The sequence below is a fragment of the Prolixibacter bellariivorans ATCC BAA-1284 genome (assembly GCF_000621705.1).
Lineage (GTDB): Bacteria > Bacteroidota > Bacteroidia > Bacteroidales > Prolixibacteraceae > Prolixibacter > Prolixibacter bellariivorans.
Genome location: NZ_KK211332.1, coordinates 303,453 through 325,198, shown reverse-complemented (window position 1 = coordinate 325,198; position 21,746 = coordinate 303,453). Strand labels below are relative to the sequence as shown.

Below are 21,746 nucleotides of genomic sequence, written 5' to 3'. Positions count from 1 at the left end.
GGAGAATTTAGAATTTAAGATTAAGTCCAATCGTATAAACTGCCGGAATCGGGTAGAATTGACGGTCAATACCGTTGGAAACTTCCGGGCTAAAACCGTTGTAGTTAAATACAGTCAGAGGTTTCTCTGCGGTTACGTAAACCCTTGCATTGGGCATACCGGCACCGAACAATTTCGAGCCTTGGATATTATAGGCAAGCTGGACATTTTGAATCCGGAAGAAAGAGCCATCTTCAACGAGGTAATCACTAAAGTTCTGATCCCAGCCACGTCGGAGAGCTGCAGCTGAAGGATACTTATTGGAAGTTCCTTCTCCATGCCATAGTCCGTTGGCCAGATCGGCATCGATGTTCGTGTCATTGGTCCAAATGATCTCACCTCTTTTTCGATTCAGGATTTTATTTCCGCTTTGTCCCATGATACTCATCGAGAATTCGATATTTTTGTAGGTTAATCCAAGATTGGCACCATATGTTAGATTAGGGAAATAGGATCCCAGAAACACTTTGTCGTTGTCGTCGATTACCTGGTCGTTGTTCTGGTCAACAAATTTGAAGTCACCGGGAACTAATCCGTTAGCCTGAGCGATAGGATCTGCATCCACCTCAGCTTGATTTTGGTATACGCCGGCAACTTTATATCCATAGAATGAGAGCAGTGGTTCGCCCACTTGCGATCGCTGACGGAATTCTGCACTACCGCCGTCAATATATTGCTGACCATAGAGGTCCCGTACTTCATTTTTAAGTGTGGAAATATTTCCGCCCACCGTATAGCTAAAATCTTTCGAAATTTGACCATTCCAGGTCATCGCGAGTTCGAATCCGGAATTCCGGATAACACCAACATTCTTCAGAACACTTCCGGGCTGAAGTTTGAGGAGAACTGGTATGGCAGCGTCTTTGGTATCTCTGATGTAATAGTCAGATTCAATACTCAGGCGACTGTCAAATAAACGGGCACTCAGACCAGCATTTGTTCCTTCTACAATCTCCCATCCCAGGTAACCAAATGTACTGGTAGTTGTGGTACCATCTGTTTTGGTGTCGTCAACTGCGATGTAAACAGGAGTAGTCGTATTAGCTCCATCCTGCCGTTTTATTTTGTCATTTCCTAAGCGGCCCCAACCACCTCTAAACTTGAGGTAATTAATGAATCTCACACCTTTGAAGAAGCTTTCTTCTGAAACGACCCAGCCGAGACCGAAGGCAGGGAATGTACCCCATTTTTCCTGGTACTTGGAGGTTCCTTCTCTACGAAGAGTGAAGTATGCCAGGTATTTATCTCCGTAATTATAGGCAATACGGCCAAAGTAGGACATTCCGTAAATTCTTTCCGCATTGTCATCAACGGTTTTTGAGTCTTCGGAACGGGATTGACCGATATACCAGGAGTTTTCCTGGAGCGGGACATCTTCAGCATAGCCTTTTAACCAATCATACCACTCGTCCCGGTAGGAAGCTCCTGCCATGGCAGTGATATTATGACGACCAAATTTATCCGTATAAGTCAGTACGTTGTCGAAATATTTATTGGCCTGCATCGTCCGGGATGTGGTGAGAGTTGAAAGAGGCTTGTTCGTGTTAGTCGTAACATAATAGGGTAGACCAACATTCCGGTCCCTCAAGAACATCCATGACACATTATAATCCGTTTTGAATGTCAGTTTTTTAGGTATAATGGATATTTCACTGTAAGCTCCTGCGTATACCTTTTTAATATCTTGCCGACGGTTCGTATAAGCAAGATTAAAAAATGGGTTTTGTGAGCCCCTGTACCCCATCAATTGTGCACTCGCATATTTGCTCGCATAGGGTACATTATCAGCTACTAACTGATCGTAATTATTCTGATCATAAATCGGTAAGATCGGAACAGCATGATAAGCTAAAAACCAGGCTGAAAATGTTTCATCATTTTGTTCTCCGAGGTATTTAATCCCATTACTTAAGTTCATATTCAATCCAACTTTCAGCCAGTTGTTGACCTCCTGGTCCAGGTTACCCCTGAGATTCAGCCGTTCGTACGAGCTTTTTGCTTCTAACAGTCCCTGTTGTTCAAAGTAGCTCATTCCAACGGAATAGTCAGTGTTTTTGTCACCACCAGTGATGGAAAGAGAATGGTTTTGTTGTCGCGCTGCTGACCGCATAATTTCTTTATACCAGTCAGTATTGACATCAGGTACATTTGGGTTGATCCGGCTTCTGCCATAATGCTGCATCGCATTCGCTACAAAACCTATATCCGCTGGGTCTCCAATTTGATTGACGTAGTTGACAAACTGCTCTGCATTGGCCATCTTCAATACATTCTGAGGTACCTGCACCCCAATGTAACCGTCATAAGTTATTTGCGATTTGGTATTCAAAGTACCCTTCTTGGTTGTAATCAGTACAACGCCATTGGCTGCCCTTACACCATAAATAGCAGCGGCTGATGCATCTTTCAATACCGATAGCGTTTCTATATCAGACGGGTTGAGGAAGTCGATGTCATCGAAATATACCCCATCAACAACGTATAATGGTTTTGAATCACTACTGCCGGGAAAAGAACCAACTCCCCTGATTCGAACCGTGGGTGCACCACCCGGAGCTCCGGAGTTGATAATTTGTACACCGGCAACTTTTCCTTGCAACGCCTGCATGGCCTGTCCTGTCGGTGTTTTAACCAACTCAGCCGATTTCACGGTAGCGATCGAAGAGGTCAGGTCTTTTACATTTAATTTACCGTAACCGACTACAACTACCTCATCGACCTGTTGGGTAGATGTTTGCAGCGAAACATCGATGTTGCTTCGGTTATTGACGGCAATATCCTGACTTTCCATTCCTACAAAGCGGAAAGTCAATACGGCATCACCGGCAGCATCAATGGTATATTGACCATCGACATTCGTAACAGTTCCTGTCGTTGTCCCCTTGACAAGAACAGTTACCCCCGGGATGGGGTTTCCGGTGGCAGCTTCGGTAACAGTACCGGAAACAGTAATCCGCTGTTGGGCGAAAACTGTCGCAACCGAAATTAATAATGAAAAGAGAATCGTTAATTTTTTCATAGGTTCACTTTTTTGAAACAGTTTGTGAGATTAAAATTAGGTTGCTTTCGTATAACTGTTTAAAAACGGTCTACACTACTATTTCTCATGTTGTGATGATGTGTAAATTCTACCTCATCATTACCTCACAGTTCGATGGTTTAGCTTTCGGAACAGGCATAACAAGAGGGTTTGAGAAGTGATCGTTTATTAAAATTTGTAAAAAAGTGTTAATATGATGTGCAGCATGTTTCCGTAAAATCATGTAAATTGATAGTAAAAGGAGCTTATTACATCCCTATATTTGGCGATCGATACAATAGCAATCGGCTTATATAGCTTCTAAAAAGTTAATTTACAGGAGATGGGAAGAACTTGCTTCATTCTGATTTGGTTGATGCTTATACCTCACCTTTCTGTTTACTGCCAGGAAGAGGATAATGGATGGATGGCTTTTAATCAGCAACACCTGGCAACGGAAAGTATCAATAATTTCAGTAAGATGGATTATGGTGCCGGTACACAGAACTGGGGAGTCAGTGCCGGCCGTGATGGGATGATGTATTTTGCCAATAACAATGGTTTACTGGAATTTGATGGTACCAGTTGGCGATTGTATCATCTGCCGAATGAAACAATTTTGAGGGCAGTTCTTGCTGTGAATGATAGTCTTATCTATACAAGTGGTTATCGCGAAATGGGTTTTTGGAAGAGAAAACCTTCCGGAGAATTGGTCTATCATTCGCTCAATTCGCTGGCAGAGCAATACTTCTCCAGGAACGAAGAGTTCTGGAATATCGTCAGAGACGATGATAAAGTTTATTTTCACTCGTTTAACCGGATATTGTTATATCAACACGACTCAATTTTTCCGACGAATCTGCCTGGATTCACCAACGTGATGAATAAGGTTAGGAACCAAATATTGCTTGGCGTTAGGGACAAAGGAATTTACCGTTTGTTGGGCGAGAAGATTACACCCGTTGTGACAGATCCTTTTTTCGAAGGCAAAATTATCCGCTTCATTCTTCCATATAAAAAAGATGAATTAATGATTGGGACTGCTTCCAATGGTATTGTCATCTGGGATGGTAAGCAGCTGCAACAATGGAAACCGGACTGGCGACCCTACTTCCATGAAAACGAACTGAACCGGGGATATTTTTTGCCAAATGGAAATCTGGTCATTGGAACCATCATCGATGGGATTGTGGTTTTCGATAAATCAGGAAACCTGATTCACAAATACAATCATACCAACGGTCTTCAGAATAATACGATTTTAGGAATTGCCGGGGATCAATTCAATAATATCTGGCTGGCGCTTGACCATGGAATCGATTTCATCAGTACGCGGAATAATGACGGTGTCAGGATTGAAAATATACCCAATATCGGAGCGGTATATTCAGCAGCTATCTTTCAGAATCACATTTATCTGGGAACCAATCAGGGACTATTCTCCAAAGACTTATCCGATCCGAGTGCAAATTATACCCTTGTTCCCAATACGCAGTCACAAAATTGGGATCTGCGTGTAATTGGTAACCAGCTGGTGGTAGGCCATAATGAAGGAACAATTGTTGTCGATAACGGAAAGGCTAATTTCATTTCACGCAGTTCCGGTGGGTTTGCTATAAAGGAAGATAGTAAACACAAGGGCCATTATATCCAGTCTACTTATTACAACCTGATTTCCTACAAGGAGGTGGATGGTCATTTGGTTATGGAGAATATTATTTCCGGATTTGCCGATTTGATTCGGTACATCGAAATCGATCATTTGGGAAATATTTGGGCCAGCCATATGCATCGTGGTATATACCAACTAAGATTGAATGATAAGCGAGATAAAGTAATTAGTCAGAAATACTATGGCGCGTCGTCCGTCTTTGGGAAAGAACATTCGTTGAATGTATTTAAAGTAGAGGATCGGATTGTATTTACCACAAAAGACAAACTTTTTACATACGACGATTTGAATGACACAATCATTCCCTACACGCATTTGAATGAGCATTTGGGAGATTATATTAAGGCGCATCGGATAATAAAAGCGCCGGATCATCACTACTGGTTTATATCATCAGAAAAAATCGGCTTGTTTTACATCAACCAGAGCCGGGTACGTCTGATAAAATCGTATCCGACATCCTATTTCAAGCGTAGTCCGTTATTTGAGGATTTTGAAAACATTTTGCCCATTACTGCAGATAAGGGGATTCTCTGTTTGGAAAATGGCATTGCCTGGCTCGATGCGTCCGAGAACGATAGCTTGCAAACCATCTCCAATTTTGCGCCCCAATTGCGTCGACTTCAATTGATCAACCGGAGAAATGAAGCCATCAGTCAGGTTCCGGGTAATCATGCGCTGGAAGTGAATTATAGCCACAACAGCATCGAAGTACGTTACTCATTTCCACATTATTCTGCTGAGCCGGTTTTCTATCAGGCTTTTTTGAAAGGGATCGATCAGAAATGGTCCGACAAATCCGAGTCGTCTGTTTTCCGTTTCGACCGTCTTCCGGCCGGAACTTATCAGCTTCAGGTAAAAGCAACGGATTTGTGGCACAACGAGAGCCGTGTCAACTCGCTCACGCTGGAAGTGCAGGAGCCCTGGTACAGTACCACGCTGGCAAAAATCGGGTATTTCGTTCTGCTGGTGGTTTTCTCCATTCTTTTCCAGGCGTGGGGAGCAAGGCGTACCAAGAGAAAGCAGCGCATCCATATCGAGAAGAGGGAACGCGAACTGATTTTGCTTAGGAACAAAAATCTAAGGACCGAGGTGGAACATAAAAGCAAAGAGCTGGCCAACTCCACCATGTCAATAATTAAAAAGAACGAGTTTTTGCTCGACCTGAAGCAGCAGGTAACGCGGCATAAAGAGCAGTTAGGAACCCGTTATCCGGATAAATATTTCAACGATATCATCAAAAAGATCGATAAGAATATCTCAAGCCACGATGACTGGCAGATTTTTGAAACCAACTTCGAGCAGGCCCACGAACAGTTTCTGCGAAAGATCAAAGACGATTTTCCGGATTTGACGGCCAAGGATTTGCGCATGTGTGCTTACCTGCGGATGAACCTCTCTTCTAAAGAGATTGCGCCGCTTTTAGGTATTACCGTTCGTGGCGTCGAAAATCATCGCTACCGGTTGAGGAAGAAAATGGGACTCAGTCACGACGATAATCTAATCGATTTAATATTACAGTATTGATTTTGTTTTCGTCGAAATTAGAATTGTTCGGGGAAAGCAAATATGTTTTTCTGCCGTTACAGGAATACTTTATTCATAATTAATTTACATAAAAGCTACCTTCATTCCTGATGTCCTCTGTATTTTAGCAAGAGTAAAAAAGACCAACAATTTGGTTAAAACTCAATTGATATACAGACCGATGAAAAGGACTATTTTATTGCTGCTTGGTTTAGCTTTTGTTGTTACAAGTTGTTCTTCGCCAAAAGCCAACCCGTTGCCATCGTGGAACAACACACCCGAAAAAGAAAAAATCATTGACTTTGTCACGAATAAAGTGCCACAGATTCCGGTAGCCGACCGGATTGCGGTATTTGATATGGACGGAACGCTGGCTTGTGAGGCACCGCTTTGGTTTGAGATGTACAGCGCTGTTCAGGGCTTGTGCCTGCAAGTCAAAAAAGACAGTTCGCTCTTGCAGAATCCGATGTATCGTTATGCCGAAAAACTGAGAGTCAATCCGAAAGATACATCTGTAACCAATCATTGGGGACCATCAATCCAACCCATGATCATGAATGCGTTTAAAGGCTGGGATAATGAGAAGTATGTAAAGTTCAGCAAAGCGTATCTCGATACGGCCATGAACCGGGATTATCATATTCCACTGGCCCAAATGTTTTATCCTCCCATGCTCGAACTGATTTCTTATCTGAAAGCTAACCAGTTTGATGTGTATGTCGTTTCCGGCTCGCTGCAGGGACTGATGTGGAGCGTTTGTCCCAAAGCGCTGGGCTTCGAACGCAACCATTTGATTGGTACCAGCCAGGCTATGAAGCCCGTCTTTCATCCCGGTAAGGGAACAGAATTCGTTCTGGAACCCTCCATATTCAAGCCATCGAACAATAACAATGGCAAAGCGATAAACATCTATCGTCACATTGGAAAGGCCCCTGTTTTTGCTTTTGGAAATACCACCGGAGACTGGGGCATGTTCCGCATGGCTTCGGCTAATCCGTTGCCCAATATTTCCTTCATGCTGAACCATGATGATGCCAAACGGGAATATAAATATAGTCCATGGCACGGCACACCTTGCCCGGCTTGGAGAGATTCCATGTCCGTGCACGGATGGAATACTGTTAGTATGAAGAAGGACTTCAAGGTGGTGTTCGACGCGGGTAAGTGAGAATGATAATTTGAAAAGGCGGAACGATGAAAATTGCTATAATTGGAGCAGGGGGAGTAGGCGGATATTTTGGTGGAAGATTGGCCCAGGCAGGTAATGAGGTGACCTTTCTGGCGCGTGGTGCCCACCTCAAAGCGATGCAGGCCAATGGTCTGACCGTGAAAAGTGTGCTGGGTGATTTTCATTTGGAGAATGTGCAGGCAACCGACGATATCGAAACAATCGGGAAAGTCGATCTGATTATTGTTGGCTTAAAAGCCTGGCAGGTGAAAGATATGGCTGCTCAGCTGAATCATCTTATTGGCGAAAAGACAATCATTCTGCCCTTGCAAAATGGTTTGTTGACGTACGACGAACTGCGTGAAACCGTCGGACCAAAACCGGTAATTTGCGGTTTGTGCAAAATCATCAGCAAGGTGGAGGCTCACGGAGTCATTAATCACTTTGCGCATACTCCTGAGATTGTGTTTGGCGAAGCCGACAACACGAAGACAGAACGGGTGCAGCAGCTGCAGACCATTCTGGAAAAAGCGGGTATTCAGGCAACCCTCGCCGAAAATATTCAGAAGGAATTATGGAAGAAGTTCATCTTTATTTGTGTGAGCGGCTTGATGGCCATCACCAATACCAACTACGGTGAGCTCCGATCGATTCCGGAAACGCGAAAACTCATGATCGATTTGCTCAACGAGATTGTGACCCTGGCGCGTGAAGCAGGAATTCCTTTCAGTGAAGATTTCGTGGAAAAGAACATCAGTTTTATCGATTCGCTGGCACCCGGTTCCACCACTTCGTTGGCGCGGGACATCTGGGCCGGCAATCCTTCTGAATTGGAATACCAGAACGGAACGGTGGTCAAGCTAGCCAATGAATTCAATGTGGATGTGCCCGTCAACCAATTTGTCTATTCCTGTCTGGTTCCTGCCGAGCTCAAAGCGCGAAAAGGGTAAAAGGTTTCAGGTTTCAAAATTTCAGGTTTCAGGTGATCCCTTGAGGTCACTGGATAAAAGGAACGAACGATAGGAACAACAGAAACGTTACTAACAATAGTAACGATTATAGATGCAACGACCTGTATGATAGCGTGTAGACTGAAACAGCGTAGCGTAACTTGAAACCTTTTCGTGGCCGAATATGTCGGATGATTGTCATTGCAGACAAGTGCCGGACGCAGTACCTTGCGGATGTAAAAAAGAACACGGATGAGCTTAGTGAATCCGTTGAGTTTAACCATCAAAAATGAACAAGGTATGATTAGAGTTGCCATTAATGGATTTGGCCGAATCGGGAGATTGGCTTTCCGCAAGATGCAGGATAACCCGCAACTGGAAGTAGTGGCTGTAAACGACCTCAGCGCACCGTCGATGCTGGCTTACCTGTTGAAATACGATTCCACGCAGGGCACCTTTGATGCCGACGTAAAAGAGGGTGATGACCATCTGATTGTGAACGGAAGAAGTGTGAAAGTACTGGCCGAGCGCAATCCGGAAGCATTGCCATGGAAAGAGATGAACATCGATCTGGTACTCGAATGTACAGGCTTCTTCGCATCGCCGGAAAAAGCTTCGGCTCATCTGAAAGCCGGCGCTAAGAAGGTCATCATTTCGGCACCGGCCGGACCGGACCTGAAAACCATTGTATTCAATGTAAACCACGATATTCTGGAGTCGTCCGATAACCTCATCAGTTGCGCGTCGTGTACCACCAACTGTTTGGCGCCCATGGCCGATGTGCTGAATAAAAACTTCGGGATTGTAGCCGGACAGATGAGCACCATTCACGCCTACACCAATTCGCAGCCGCTGATGGACACTCCCGACCCGAAAGTCAATTACCGAAAGTCGCGTGCGGCGGCCAACAACATTGTGCCTTATACTACCGGTGCCGCAAAAGCCACCGGGTTGGTGATTCCCGAACTGAAAGGCAAACTGGACGGTTCGTCGCAGCGGGTTCCGGTAGCGGCAGGTTCCGTTGTCGAGCTCTATACGGTACTGGAAAAGCAGGTAACGGTTGAAGAGATCAACCAGATGATGCAGCAGGCAGCTAATGAATCATACGGTTACACCGAAGCTCCCATTGTATCGGGCGATGTTATCGGTATTTCCTACGGTTCGTTGTTCGATGCCACACAAACCAAGGTAGTGACTACCGGAAACCAGCAACTGGTGAAAACCGTATCGTGGTACGATAACGAAATGTCGTTTGTGTCTCAGATGGTCCGCACCGCAGCTTACTTTGGCTCGTTGTAAAACAATTTGTTCAAAACGGCGTTTAGTCAATTCGGTCTCAAAGAAAACTGAATATATGTACCAGAGGAACATCAACTGTTTCTCTGGTATTTTTTAATGACTTTCTGCAACCATTTATTGAGAGCATATAGGATGATTGAAGGATGGCAGAAAGCTTAATGAGAAGAGAAAGATGAAACGAGCCACGAGAATTAAACTTCTCACGCAGGAGTATGATTTCAATGGCGAGTTCCATGTGGCAATTGAAAAATAAGGTACATACACATGAAAATGATTCAAGACAGATATAAAGGTTTTGCCATTGTTCTGGCGTATGCCATTGTCCCCTTGTCGGGAATTGCAGTCGATTTGTATTCACCGTCGCTACCAGCCATGGCCAGTGACCTTCACGTTAGTGTACTGAAAATGCAGGCCTCGGTCAGCATCTATTTGATATTTTATGGCATTAGCCAACTCTTTGTGGGAGTGCTGCTCGATAGTTTCGGTCGGTTTCGACTCAGCTTGATTTCATTGCTGATATTTTCCCTATCCAGCTTTGCCATCGCTGTTTTCCCGAATATCCATCTGATCTATTTTTTCCGGGCCATCCAGGGAATTAGCATTGGCTTTGTGTTGGTGGCGAAAAGGGCCTTCTTTGTCGATGTTTTCGAAGGAAGTAAATTGAAACATGCTTTGAGTCTGTTGACCATTATCTGGTCCATTGGACCGATTACTGCCCCGTTTATTGGCGGGTACCTGCAAACCAGTTTCGGATGGAAATACAATTTCTATTTCCTGGGAGGTGCTTCCATGGTGGGTTTCCTGCTGGATTGGATATTTAGCGGGGAAACATTGCAAACTCCGGCCCGGTTTCATCTTAAAGGAATCATAGGGAACTATACCAAAATGCTGGGAACTTTCGATTTTATTCTGGCCATTTTGTTGTCCGGATTCGCATACAGCGTGGCAATGATTTTTACACTAACCAGTCCGTTCCTTATCGAACATACGTTTCATTACAATTCAGTCACGGTAGGTTACTCATTATTGATTATTGGACTTGGATGGCTTTCTGGTAATTTGCTGGGAAAAGCGCTCATCAAAACCGACTTTACGAAGACCGTGTTCATTGCGAACATTGTGCAATTTGTAATGGTGGCCCTGATGATGGTGTTTTTCCGGTTTGCACCGAATTTGTACACACTCATCGGTTTTACCTTCTTCATCGTCATGATGTCGGCCTTCATCTTCAACAACTCGTTCACCTATAGTCTGAGCCGGTTTCCCAAAGCAGCCGGAGTGGCCGGAGGTTTGGTCGGTGGTGTTACGTACATTCTACTCTCGGGAATAACATACCTGTTGTTACTTTTCATTCCGGTTAAAGAGCTGATGAGCCTGGCCTGGTACGATATCATTTTAATCAGCGGTATCAGCATTGTATTCCTTTCATTCCTGCGATACAAACGGAGACAGGTCGCTCTTCAACGTGCCTCCTGTTCCTGCTAATTCTATCGTATGGCTGTCTGGAAGCTTTGCCGGTAAACGCTGGGCGATGTTTTCAGATGGCGCAGGAACAATCGGCGAAGCGTATCAGCGCTTCCCAGACCGCATTCGCTGGAGATTTCATCGAGCGATAAGTTCGACTCTTCCAGGCGGCGGCGGGCCGTTTCCACGCGTAGTTTTTCGATATACCGCGCCGGCGTGATGCCCATCTTCCGGGTGAAAACCCGCGAAAAGTTACGGGGGCTCATCGACACCTGTTCAGCCAGTTTTTCTACCGAGAGTGCGTCATTCAGGTGTTCCGGCATCCATTCAATCAATGTTTGGATGGGATTGTAATCAACCTCCTGATGGGCCAGTACCACGCTAAACTGCGACTGGTTGCCCGGCCGTTTGAGGTACAGTACCAGCATGCGTGCCACGTAAAGCGCAACCTCGCGGCCGTAATCCTCTTCGACCAGCGCCAGCGCCAAATCCATACCGGTGGATATACCGGCCGAGGTATAAATCGGGCCATCCTTCACAAAAATCGGATCGGGATTCACCCTCACTTCCGGATACAATGCCGTCATCTGTTGGCAACGGTTCCAGTGGGTGGTGGCTTCGCGGCCATCCAGGAGACCGGCTTCGGCCAGTATATATGCCCCGGTACAAACAGAGCCAATCCGGCGAATATTTTTCCAGTGCGTGCGGAGCCAGTCGATAGTGGCTTTCGCGGGTGTCATATCGGGTCGGTAAGCATAGCCGGCAATCAGCAAGGTATCGATGGGATAACGAAAATCGAATAAAGTGCTTTCGCAAATAATGGGCAACCCCGTTGAGGTGGCCACCTGCAGTTCGTCGGTGGTCGATACCACATGCAATTGATATACAAATGGCGGCTGGTTGGTAAATTCAGGCAGGTGTTGTTTCGCTTTCGCGAAGACTTCCAGCGGGCCGCTCACATCCAGCAACGATGTGTTGGGCGATGCCACCATTACAATGTGTTTAACGGGTGTTTTCTCGTTCTTCTTCATGGTCTGTACCGTATCGGTGAAAAGCTAAAGATACAGCCTTCCATCCTGTCCGCAAGGACATTTTTCCGACAAATTAGGACAGGAAATAGTTTCAGGTTGGGCGATTTGAGGAAGATTTGCGCAAAAGAAGGATGTCATCCCTCGAAGTGGCGACATCCTTCAACCCGAATTTCCGCTAAGCTATTCTATTGAATGGGAACGTAAATCTCTGTTTTCAGTTTTTCCGGTTCCGTTTGGGTCGGGTTGTTGCCATACTTTTCAAATACCGGAAGATCGCGCAATTCACACCCGCTGGCAGGCAGCCATTCCGAAAAAATCGTGTCATATACCATTCCTAAATTGCTGTATGGCCCCTGGTAGGAAAATACGGCGTATTTACCGCCAGGTATCACTTTCACATCGATTTCGCCTTTCGGCTGAACGGGCTTTTTGATTACCAGGCAAACATCCGATCGCAGTTTGCTGCTTTCCGTCACTTTCGGGTCGTCGTAATACACACCAACATGTTCAATCCCGGCAGAATAGAGCTTTTGCTCCTTTACAAAACTCCATAGTTTCGCAAAGGTTCCGGGAAAGTCCAGGTCGTTGTATGCACCCGTAAGCCGGATGTAAATAGCGGTTTTGTCTTCGAGTTCAAGAATCTTAGGCGCTTTCAGCTTTAATTCAGTGTTTACTACTTCTTTTTTCATAATGAATATATTTTTATTTGTTCGGTATTCGGTCGGAGTGATACCATAAAACTTTTTAAACGATTTCGATAAGGAGGAAGGCATCTCATAGCCTACGTTGCCGGCGATAGTCTCGATGGGCAGGTCGGAATAACGGAGCAGGCGGGCTGCTGTCTCTACCCGAATCCGGGTAATGTAAGCCGACACTGTTTCGTGCTGAAACGCCTTAAAAATCCGGTGGAAATGAAATTCGGAGAAGTTGGAAACTCCTGCCAGCTTCTTCAAATCCATGTCTTTGGTCAGATGGTTGTTGATATATTCGATAACCTTATTGATTCGTCGGATATATTCTTGTTTGGTTGATGTTTTTGTTTTCATATAGCAAAGATAAAGACAAGCTCCTGAACAGACTTTTCCTATCCTGCTATGTTTGAAAGAAATGTCGGAATGAAATATTAATGAGATTTTTAGCGAAACGGAATGAGAAAAGGAAGTTGTTTTTCCAAACATTATGTAGTTTTGCCTCAAATCAAAAGAACCAAAAACATCGATGAAACGTAAACCATTGTCCCCCGAAACCAGAAGCCAATTGCTGGTTGCTCAGGGAAACGAAATTACCGAATATCATATTTACAAGCAGCTGGCTGAAAAACAGCGTGACCCGCATAATGCCGAGGTTTTGAGCCGCATTGCCGACGATGAGCACAAGCATTATGAAATTTGGAAGGAATACACGGAAAAGGAAGTGGCTCCGAGTAAATGGAAGATTTGGAAATTTTATTGGATAGCCCGGATTTTCGGCATCACGTTCGGCATTAAGTTGATGGAAAAAGGGGAGGAGAATGCCCAGGTCAACTACAATGAGATTGCAGATGAAATCCCGGAGGCCAAAATCATCGCCAAGGAAGAGAATGATCATGAGGATCAGTTAATCGCCTTGCTCGAGGAAGACAAACTGAAATACGTTGGTTCCATCGTGTTGGGATTGAACGATGCCCTGGTGGAAATTCTGGGAACGCTGGCCGGATTGACATTTGCCTTGCAAAATACCCGATTGGTAGCGCTGGCCGGCATCATCACCGGACTGGCTGGTGCCCTGTCGATGTCCTCGTCCGAATATCTGTCGAATAAGTCGGAAGGTAACCATGAAGGTGCTGTCAAATCGGCCATCTTTACTGGTATCGCCTATGTTTTTGCTGTTGTTTTCCTGGTAGTTCCCTACCTGCTCTTTACTTCACCGTTTGTGGCGCTGATTGTGGCTGTCATCGATTCGGTTTTGGTGGTGTTTCTTTATAGTTATTACATCTCGGTCGCCAACGATCAACCCTTCCGGAAACGTTTCTGGGAAATGGTTATCCTCAGTACCGTGGTTGGTTTGATTTCATTTGGTCTGGGTTACCTTGTCCGAATCATGTTTGGCATCGAGGTTTGATTTGAGCAATATTTGTTGAATATATAGACGAAGAGGATACTATTGGTGTCCTCTTTTTTGTGTGAATAAGGTGCTCAATTAGCTTCCGCTGAAACAGGATGCCTTACTCTTCGGCAAAAAAACTATTTTTAAAGAACTAAATCATCAGCAAACTAACCACCAGCCTTTTTTACATAAGGTTATTGCTAACTTAAATAGATGAAAATGAAGTTTAACTTGATTCTTTCCGTCCTGATAGTAGCGATGCTTTCGGCGATGGATTTGTCGGCTCAAAATCAAAATGAGTCCAAACATTCGCAAACTCCGGTACATCCCGACACCACATTAACTCATCCGCAGAAATCGGTTACTACCGGAATGGTAACCGTCGAAGGGAAGCGGATTGATTACAAAGCGGTAGCTGGTACGCTCGTTCTGAAGAATAAAAAAGAGGAACCGACCTGCAGTATGTTTTATGTGGCTTATTTCAAGTCGGATGAAAGCAATTCGGCCAATCGTCCGGTGACGTTTATCTATAACGGTGGCCCGGGAAGTGCATCGGTGTGGTTGCATTTGGGGGCATGGGGCCCAAAGCGTGTCGATGCGGCTGACACAGCCCGGACTGCAGCGCCTTATTCGTTGGTAAACAACGATTACAGCCTGCTTGATGCCAGCGACCTGGTGTTTATCGATGCTCCCGGAACCGGTTACAGTCAGCTGATCGGGAAAGACAAAGGAGGAGCCGGCGACCCGAAAGATTTTTACGGCATTGATCAGGATGGTCATGCTTTTGCCTCGTTCATCACACAGTTTCTGACGACCTTTAACCGGTGGAATTCTCCGAAGTATTTGTTCGGGGAAAGTTACGGAACGTTCCGCTCGGCGGTGGTTGCTTACTACCTGGGCGAGAACCATGGCATCGATTTGAATGGCGTGATCATGCTTTCGCAGATTCTGAACTACGATAATGTTTCCGGGATGGCTGCCCTAAATCCGGGAAATGAAATCGCTCATCAGCTGGTTTTGCCGAGCATGACGGCCACTGCCTGGTACCATCATAAACTTCCCAATCAACCGGAAAAACTGGAACCACTTCTCCGGAAGGTGGAAGATTTCGCACTTGGCGATTTCGCCCTGGCACTTAGCAAAGGTGTCACAATTGATTCTGCAACCTTCAATCAGACAGCGGAAAAACTATATGAATACACCGGGCTTCCGGTAGATTACATCAAGAAAGCCAACCTGCGCGTAACCGGACCGGGATTTGAAAAGAATCTGCTGGCGAAAGAGGATAAGGTAACCGGACGTTTGGATACCCGCTTCTCCGCTTATATGGTCGATCCGTTGAGTAAACGCCCGGCTTTCGACCCGATGAACAAAGCCATTGGTGGTATCTACATTGCCACGGCGAACACGTATCTGCATTCGACGCTGAAATTCAGAGAAGATGTACCTTATCAGCCGTTTGGGGATGGCATTGGCCGCAAATGGGATTCACGGCATCAGGCACCGGGAAGCGGCAGGAAAATTTTCCCCAATGTGATGCCCGATTTGGCCCGGGCGATGATTTACAATCCGAAAATGAAAGTCATGCTGAACATGGGCTACTTCGATTTGGCCACGCCGTACTTCGAAGGAGTATATGAAATGCGTCATTTACCCATGCCTGCAGCTTTGCAAAAGAATATCTCGTACCATTATTACATGTCGGGGCACATGGTTTATCTGAATATTCCTTCTTTGAAGGAGCTGCACGATAACACCGCGAAATTCATTCAGGATACGCACTAAAGAAACACAAAAGTGTACTTGGAATGGCTGTTATGCTTTCGTAATTTTAGCTACGGAATATAACAGCCATTTTTTATGGCTAATCTGAAATAACGACCCCTTGTCCGGGATTCGGAAAATACCAAACCAATGAAATCAAAAACCATTTACTTGCTCATTCTATCCTCTTTTTTGTCGATTATTTTTAGCGGATGTAGTGAGAAGAAAAAGGTCGTCAAAGAAAGCTGGATGGCGAAACCTATAAAAGATTGGCCGTCTTTTGCCTTAACCAACGATATCGCCTTCACCGATACCACCTATCGAGCGTTAGCCAATGCCTTCCTGATCGATACCGGCAAGGACACCCTGGCTGTCAGTTGCAAACACATCTTCATGGCGTTTGCCAATCTACGGGGCCTGTCAACCATTGATTTGGGGTCTCAGTTTGTGTCATGGAAAATGTATCCGAAAAACCGGCCTCTACAACAGGTGGAAATAAAAAAGCTTATCAATCAATCATCTGCAGAACCCATCGGACAGTTTAATACGCTGAAAGACAGGGATTGGATTTTGTTTTCTATTCAGGAAAAGAATAAAAATATTTACCCACTCAAAATCCGCTATACGCCGGTCCGTCCCAACGAGGTTGTTTTTGCGGTAGGCTGGGGAGCACTGCAAAAGGATAACCATTATCCCCAACTGGTGAAACTGCAGTGTTTTAAGAATATGGGAAACTATTTCTATGTACAGACACTCACAAAAAATGTCTCACAGGAGGGGAGTAGCGGTTCTCCCGTGATTGACCAAAACGGCTACCTTGTGGGGCTAATTTCCGGACAGGAAGGAAAATTGGGCGTCATTGGCAGTGTGGCCTATTTACAGCAGTTGTTCGAACAATACGGAATTCCTTACCAATCGCATTAGATGAATGTTGAATCTTCGTTGTGTATCCCTCTTTTCCTTCTTATCTTTAGGCAAATCAAACCTTTCAACTGAACTGTAAATCATGAAATTTGAATCGAAACGTTTGCAATTGCTGGAAATCTCCTGGGATGATCTGGACGATATTCACCGGTTGCATTCTTTCCCGGCTGTTGATGAGTTCAACACCATCGGGATACCAAAAAACAGGCAGGAAACAGAAGAGTTGATACGGCCTGCCATCGAAGAGCAGACGGATAAGCCGCGCAAATCGTATACCTGGAAAATTGTCTTGAAAGACTCCGGTGAATTTATTGGGTTAGCCGGTTTTTCGCTATCGTTGGATAAATTTCGCTTAGGCGAGATTTACTATAAACTACTTCCGGCTCACTGGGGCCGCGGTTATGCTACCGAAGTAGCCCAAAGACTCATTAAGGCCGGATTTGAAGATTTCCATTTGCACAAAGTGGAAGCCGGCGTAGCCACCGAAAATATCAAATCCATCAGGGTACTGGAAAAATGCGGGATGGTGCGCGAAGGTTTACGGCGTAAAATTCTGCCTATCCGGGGAAAATGGATAGACAATTATCATTATGCCATTCTGGAGGATGATCCACTGGCGGGATAACCAAATGTTAAATTGACTGACGATTTACCATGAAAAATTTACTGAGCCTGCTTTTCCTTTTATCACTGGTTTCTTTAAGCTATGCCCAAAAGATAACCGAGCGAAATTTCAAACCTTATTTTGACCGTTATGGTGTAAACGGATGTTTTGTGTTATTCGACGAAGCGAATAACGAGTTCATTCGCTATAATCCGGCGGTGTGCGATTCCGGATTTATTCCTGCGTCCACTTTTAAGATTCCCCATTCAGTGATAGCATTGGAGGAGGGAGTGGTATCCGATACGAATCAGGTCATTCCGTGGGATGGTCATGAATGGCCGATAAAAAACTGGAATCAGGATCAAACGTTGCGTACGGCGGTAAAGTATTCTTGTGTGTGGGTTTACACCGGCTTTGCCGAAAAAATAGGCATTGACAAGTACCGGAAGTATGTACAGGCATTCGATTACGGGAACAAGAATTTGAATGGTCCGCCTACCCGGTTCTGGCTGGCCGGAGAATTTCGCATTAGCGCCAATCAGCAAATCGCTTTTCTACGCAAGTTCTATCACAATAACCTACCGGTTGCAAAGGAATCCATTGAAAAGGTGAAGAAGCTTATCGTGTTGGATAAAGGAGACAATTGGATACTCAGCGGGAAGACAGGAGGCGGAGTTCTAGATGACACTGATTACGTCATGTGGCTGGTCGGGTATTTTGAAAAGGATAACCATCCTTACTTCTATGCCCTGAATTTTGTATCAGATGATTTCAACGGAACCAGTCAGGCCAGATACAAAATTACGAAGGACATTCTAATGGAATTGAAACTAATAGAACCATGAAAAATAGGATAGAATATCTCGTTCGGTGGAAACGTCGCCTGGGACTCCTTTGGGTTGTGTTGATATTCTTAACCAGCATTTCATTGGGGCAACGGGGGCAAAAGTCAAAAACGGATCAGGATTGGTTTTTTTATCCGCTGACTTACCTGTCGAAGCCGGATATGGCTTCCCCGTCGGTGCTGAAGTACGGGACAGAAGCCATTCTGGTAATGAAGAAGGATTCGACCTTTGGAATCGTTTCAGTTACGGTGGAAAATGGCGAACCCCTTCTTTACAGCAATCAATTCAAATGGATGATGGGTAAGGGACAACAGCTCGGAGTTGACGGAGGCGATTTCCCCGCATTGGCAAAGACTGGATTGCACGATGAAGCGGAGTTGGAAGGCAAGGAGAGGATTACTGGATTCCCGGTGAGAATTATCAATGAGATAGGTCGTCCCAATGGTTTTTCGCGAGCCGGATTTATGGCAGAAGACGAAGATATTCTTTCGGTGCTGGAAGGCGATAATCAACTGGCGCGAGCCATGGGACTAACGCATCCGCAGATGGCCAAACCACTTTTTCACATATGGAACCTGGTTCTCAAGGAAATTGAACTAAAGCACTGGAAACGATTTTACGACAACATACCGGTGATATTCTACAACGGTCATCAATTAAATTTCAAAGCGGAGAGAAGCAAAGGTTGGCAGGTTTCCATCTTTCAGGATGAAATACAGGGGAATTTCGATTTTACGATTAGTCGGAAGCTAACCCCGGAAGAAAAGACCTTTCTGGATGAGCATTACAGCCGGTTATCCGATGTTCAGCGAGACAAGCTGGAAAAGAAACTGACTTCACTGTATTTTAGCGAAATGGCGCCTTATTATATAATGCGATACGGATTCTACGAAGGACATACAGCTTACCGGGCCGAACCAGTTGCCATTGCCTTTATTTTTGGTTTAAAGAAACTTTCAGAGTTGGATGCAGCATGCAATCACGATTTGTTGGGTGTGTTAACGAAGCATTTCACGAAGTAACGGTTGCAGATTATTTAAAAAAGTAACACCAAACACTTTGCAGGAAAATGTTTGGTGTTAAGGTGATTGAATTATTGAAGAAAAAACATGTAATCAGAGAAAGTAACTATTAGACTACACGTCCTGCTCGTTTTCCACAGAGAACGTAAAGCGGTACGTATCTGTGTCATATTCTGTTTCAAAAACCAGTTCGGTTAAACTGATTTGGATTACGTTAAACGTTAACACTTCACCACCGTTGATCGTAACTTCCAGTTAATAGTTTATTAGGTTAATCGATATTATAAGAACATACGTTTTAGGATATATTTTTAGTATCCCAATCTGTACGAAGCATCATCAAAACGTAAAAAAATGTGAAAAGTGCTATTCCGGAGCAATTTAGGGGGACTAAAAAAGCCCTTGCAGAGGAAATGCAAGAGCTTTAATCAATATTAAATCGTATCCGGAAGGTTAATCCTTCTGCAATTCTTTCAGTACTTCTTTGCCCACCTTTTTAGCCGATTGTGGGTTTTGTCCTGTAATCAATCGTCCGTCGTGCACGACATGCACAGTGAACTTCGATGTGCAGGAATATATCCCACCGCGCTCTTTGAGTTTATTTTCCAATAGAAACGGAACGACGTTCGTTAGCTTGACAGCTTTCTCTTCTTCATTGCTAAAGCCTGTTACCTTTTTCCCGGTAATGAGGTACGAGCCATCATCCAGTTTGATATTGACCAAGCCGGCCGGCCCGTGGCATACGGCACTTACTACACCATGGTGTTCGTAAATTTTCGCAGCAATCTCTGCCAGTTGCTTACTCTCAGGGAAGTCCCACATGGCACCGTGGCCGCCCACAAAATGAATCGCCACATAGTCATCCGGGTTAATTTCCGACGGTTTTAGCGTGTGATTGATTTTGTACTGGATTTCCGGATTATCCCAGAATTCCTTATTCACCGGATCACTCAAATCAAATCCGTCAACCGGTGCTTTCCCGCCTTTCGGACTGACAAAATCGATGACATACTTGTCTTTCAAAACGTCCCATGGATGAGCAGCTTCGGATAAAAAGAATCCGGTTTTTTTGCCGGTATCACCTTTCTGATCGTGGTTGGTCAACACAAACAGAATTTTGGGTTTGGCCGCTTTTTCCGTTTGGGATTTCATAGCGGTAGTCTCGTTGTTTGCCGAATGGCCTTTGTGCTTTTGGTTGCATCCGCTTAGGAGGAGTCCAAACAGCAGGACGGGCATCAATTTTCTAATCATATACATTTTTGTTTGATGGATTTCTTTTCATCATACGAAGCAGTATGATAATGGATTCAAAATTTTCGGAAACCGGAATTTCCCGTTGAGGCTATTGGTATGCCGAAGCTTTCTCCAGCAATTGCATATCTTCCGGCTCCGGTTTCATCTGCATCGCTTCGGTGAATGCTTTCAGGTGATTGCTTTTGGTGGCGCTGGCAATGGGGGCGGTCACATCCGGCTGATGAATAAGCCAGGCAAGTGCTACAGCCGCCTGCGAAACCTCGTGTTTGGCCGCCAGTTCGTCCAGCGCTTTGAGAATACGAAATCCCCGTTCATTCAGGTAGCCTTCCACGCCACCTCCGCGAACACTTTTTCCGAGATCGTCTTTGCTTCGGTATTTCCCGCTAAGGAAACCCTTGGCCAGCGAAAAATAGGTAATCACTCCCAGACCTTCCTCCCGGCAAACCGGAGCTACACCTTCTTCAAAGCCCTGTCGGTCGAATAAATTGTACTCAGGCTGGAATACCTCATAACGAGGCAAGCCGTTTTGCATGCTGGCATTCAGTGATTCTTTCAGCCTTTCAGGCGGAAGATTGGAAGCGCCGATAAAGCGCACTTTTCCGGCTTTGATGAGTTTCCCGTAAGCTCCCAGTGTTTCTTCCACCGGCGTATTTTCATCGTCCCAGTGCGAGAGATACAAGTCGATGGCATCGGTTTGCAACCGGCGCAGCGAGTCCTCTACTGCTTCCATGATGTGTTTCTCCGAGAGGTCGCGATGGCCTTGTCCCATATCGGAGCCTACTTTGGTTATCACAGTCACCTTATCGCGATTGCCTCGTTCTTTCATCCATTTCCCAATGATGGTTTCCGATTCGCCTCCTTCGTTACCGGGAACCCACCGCGAATACACATTGGCGGTATCGATGGTATTGAAACCGGCGTCCACAAATTCATCCAGAATCCTGAACGACTCTTTTTCGTTGAGTGTCCATCCGAAAACGTTTCCCCCGAATACGATGGGAGCAGTCTGTAAGTCTGTATTTCCTAATTTTTTCATCTTGTCAACTATCGTGAAATTCAATAATAAGGCGCATCTGTCC

Annotated in this window: 16 protein-coding genes; 11 read left to right on the top strand and 5 right to left on the bottom strand. The window is 45.1% G+C overall.

The window, feature by feature from the left end:
* Positions 1-7: 7 nt before the first annotated feature.
* On the bottom strand, positions 8-3,058 hold the full coding sequence (locus tag T426_RS0120640; RefSeq protein WP_027586228.1) for a SusC/RagA family TonB-linked outer membrane protein: 3,051 nt from the start codon (positions 3,056-3,058) through the stop codon (positions 8-10).
* Positions 3,059-3,401: 343 nt separating this feature from the next.
* On the opposite strand from T426_RS0120640, the gene T426_RS24595 reads away from it, so the two are divergent.
* From T426_RS24595 to T426_RS0120615, 5 genes are all read left to right on the top strand, one after another.
* Positions 3,402-6,257 (top strand): helix-turn-helix and ligand-binding sensor domain-containing protein, encoded by a 2,856-nt coding sequence (locus tag T426_RS24595; protein WP_025863777.1) that lies wholly within the window; start codon positions 3,402-3,404, stop codon positions 6,255-6,257.
* Between the two features lie 181 nt (positions 6,258-6,438).
* Positions 6,439-7,425: an HAD family hydrolase gene (locus T426_RS0120630; RefSeq protein ID WP_027586227.1), complete on the top strand. Its 987-nt coding sequence runs from the start codon at positions 6,439-6,441 to the stop codon at positions 7,423-7,425.
* A 26-nt stretch (positions 7,426-7,451) separates the two neighbouring features.
* A complete protein-coding gene (locus T426_RS0120625; RefSeq protein ID WP_025863779.1) occupies positions 7,452-8,375 on the top strand; it encodes a ketopantoate reductase family protein in 924 nt (307 codons plus the stop codon).
* A gap of 252 nt (positions 8,376-8,627) precedes the next feature.
* Positions 8,628-9,674 carry a type I glyceraldehyde-3-phosphate dehydrogenase gene (gap, locus tag T426_RS0120620; protein WP_282705574.1) on the top strand — a complete coding sequence of 349 codons (1,047 nt, stop codon included), beginning with the start codon at positions 8,628-8,630 and terminating at the stop codon, positions 9,672-9,674.
* A gap of 264 nt (positions 9,675-9,938) precedes the next feature.
* Entirely contained in the window at positions 9,939-11,159 is a 1,221-nt protein-coding gene (locus T426_RS0120615; protein ID WP_027586225.1) for an MFS transporter, read from the top strand.
* 2 nt (positions 11,160-11,161) lie between these two features.
* Here T426_RS0120615 and T426_RS0120610 read toward each other — a convergent pair whose 3' ends face one another.
* Together T426_RS0120610 and T426_RS0120605 are read right to left on the bottom strand one after the other, a co-directional pair.
* Positions 11,162-12,169, bottom strand: coding sequence for a GlxA family transcriptional regulator (locus T426_RS0120610; RefSeq protein WP_025863780.1), 1,008 nt, complete (start codon positions 12,167-12,169; stop codon positions 11,162-11,164).
* A 185-nt stretch (positions 12,170-12,354) separates the two neighbouring features.
* A complete protein-coding gene (locus T426_RS0120605; protein WP_025863781.1) occupies positions 12,355-13,215 on the bottom strand; it encodes an AraC family transcriptional regulator in 861 nt (286 codons plus the stop codon).
* Between the two features lie 172 nt (positions 13,216-13,387).
* On the opposite strand from T426_RS0120605, the gene T426_RS0120600 reads away from it, so the two are divergent.
* From T426_RS0120600 to T426_RS0120575, 6 genes are all read left to right on the top strand, one after another.
* Positions 13,388-14,269 carry a VIT1/CCC1 transporter family protein gene (locus T426_RS0120600; RefSeq protein ID WP_025863782.1) on the top strand — a complete coding sequence of 294 codons (882 nt, stop codon included), beginning with the start codon at positions 13,388-13,390 and terminating at the stop codon, positions 14,267-14,269.
* Between the two features lie 204 nt (positions 14,270-14,473).
* Positions 14,474-16,039 carry a S10 family peptidase gene (locus T426_RS0120595; protein ID WP_199898492.1) on the top strand — a complete coding sequence of 522 codons (1,566 nt, stop codon included), beginning with the start codon at positions 14,474-14,476 and terminating at the stop codon, positions 16,037-16,039.
* Positions 16,040-16,168: 129 nt separating this feature from the next.
* Entirely contained in the window at positions 16,169-16,942 is a 774-nt protein-coding gene (locus tag T426_RS0120590; RefSeq protein WP_025863784.1) for a S1 family peptidase, read from the top strand.
* Between the two features lie 82 nt (positions 16,943-17,024).
* The gene (locus T426_RS0120585) at positions 17,025-17,567 is read left to right on the top strand and encodes a GNAT family N-acetyltransferase (RefSeq protein ID WP_025863785.1); all 543 of its coding nucleotides are present in this window, start codon (positions 17,025-17,027) and stop codon (positions 17,565-17,567) included.
* A 29-nt stretch (positions 17,568-17,596) separates the two neighbouring features.
* On the top strand, positions 17,597-18,391 hold the full coding sequence (locus T426_RS24590; protein ID WP_025863786.1) for a penicillin-binding transpeptidase domain-containing protein: 795 nt from the start codon (positions 17,597-17,599) through the stop codon (positions 18,389-18,391).
* Entirely contained in the window at positions 18,388-19,413 is a 1,026-nt protein-coding gene (locus tag T426_RS0120575; RefSeq protein ID WP_025863787.1) for a hypothetical protein, read from the top strand. Before T426_RS24590 ends, T426_RS0120575 begins: the two co-directional genes overlap by 4 nt.
* Before the next feature lie 453 nt (positions 19,414-19,866).
* Here T426_RS0120575 and T426_RS0120570 read toward each other — a convergent pair whose 3' ends face one another.
* On the bottom strand, positions 19,867-20,664 hold the full coding sequence (locus tag T426_RS0120570) for a type 1 glutamine amidotransferase domain-containing protein (RefSeq protein ID WP_234406565.1): 798 nt from the start codon (positions 20,662-20,664) through the stop codon (positions 19,867-19,869).
* Between the two features lie 91 nt (positions 20,665-20,755).
* Positions 20,756-21,703, bottom strand: a complete 948-nt coding sequence (locus T426_RS0120565) for an aldo/keto reductase (protein ID WP_025863789.1) — start codon at positions 21,701-21,703, stop codon at positions 20,756-20,758.
* Positions 21,704-21,746: the final 43 nt, after the last annotated feature.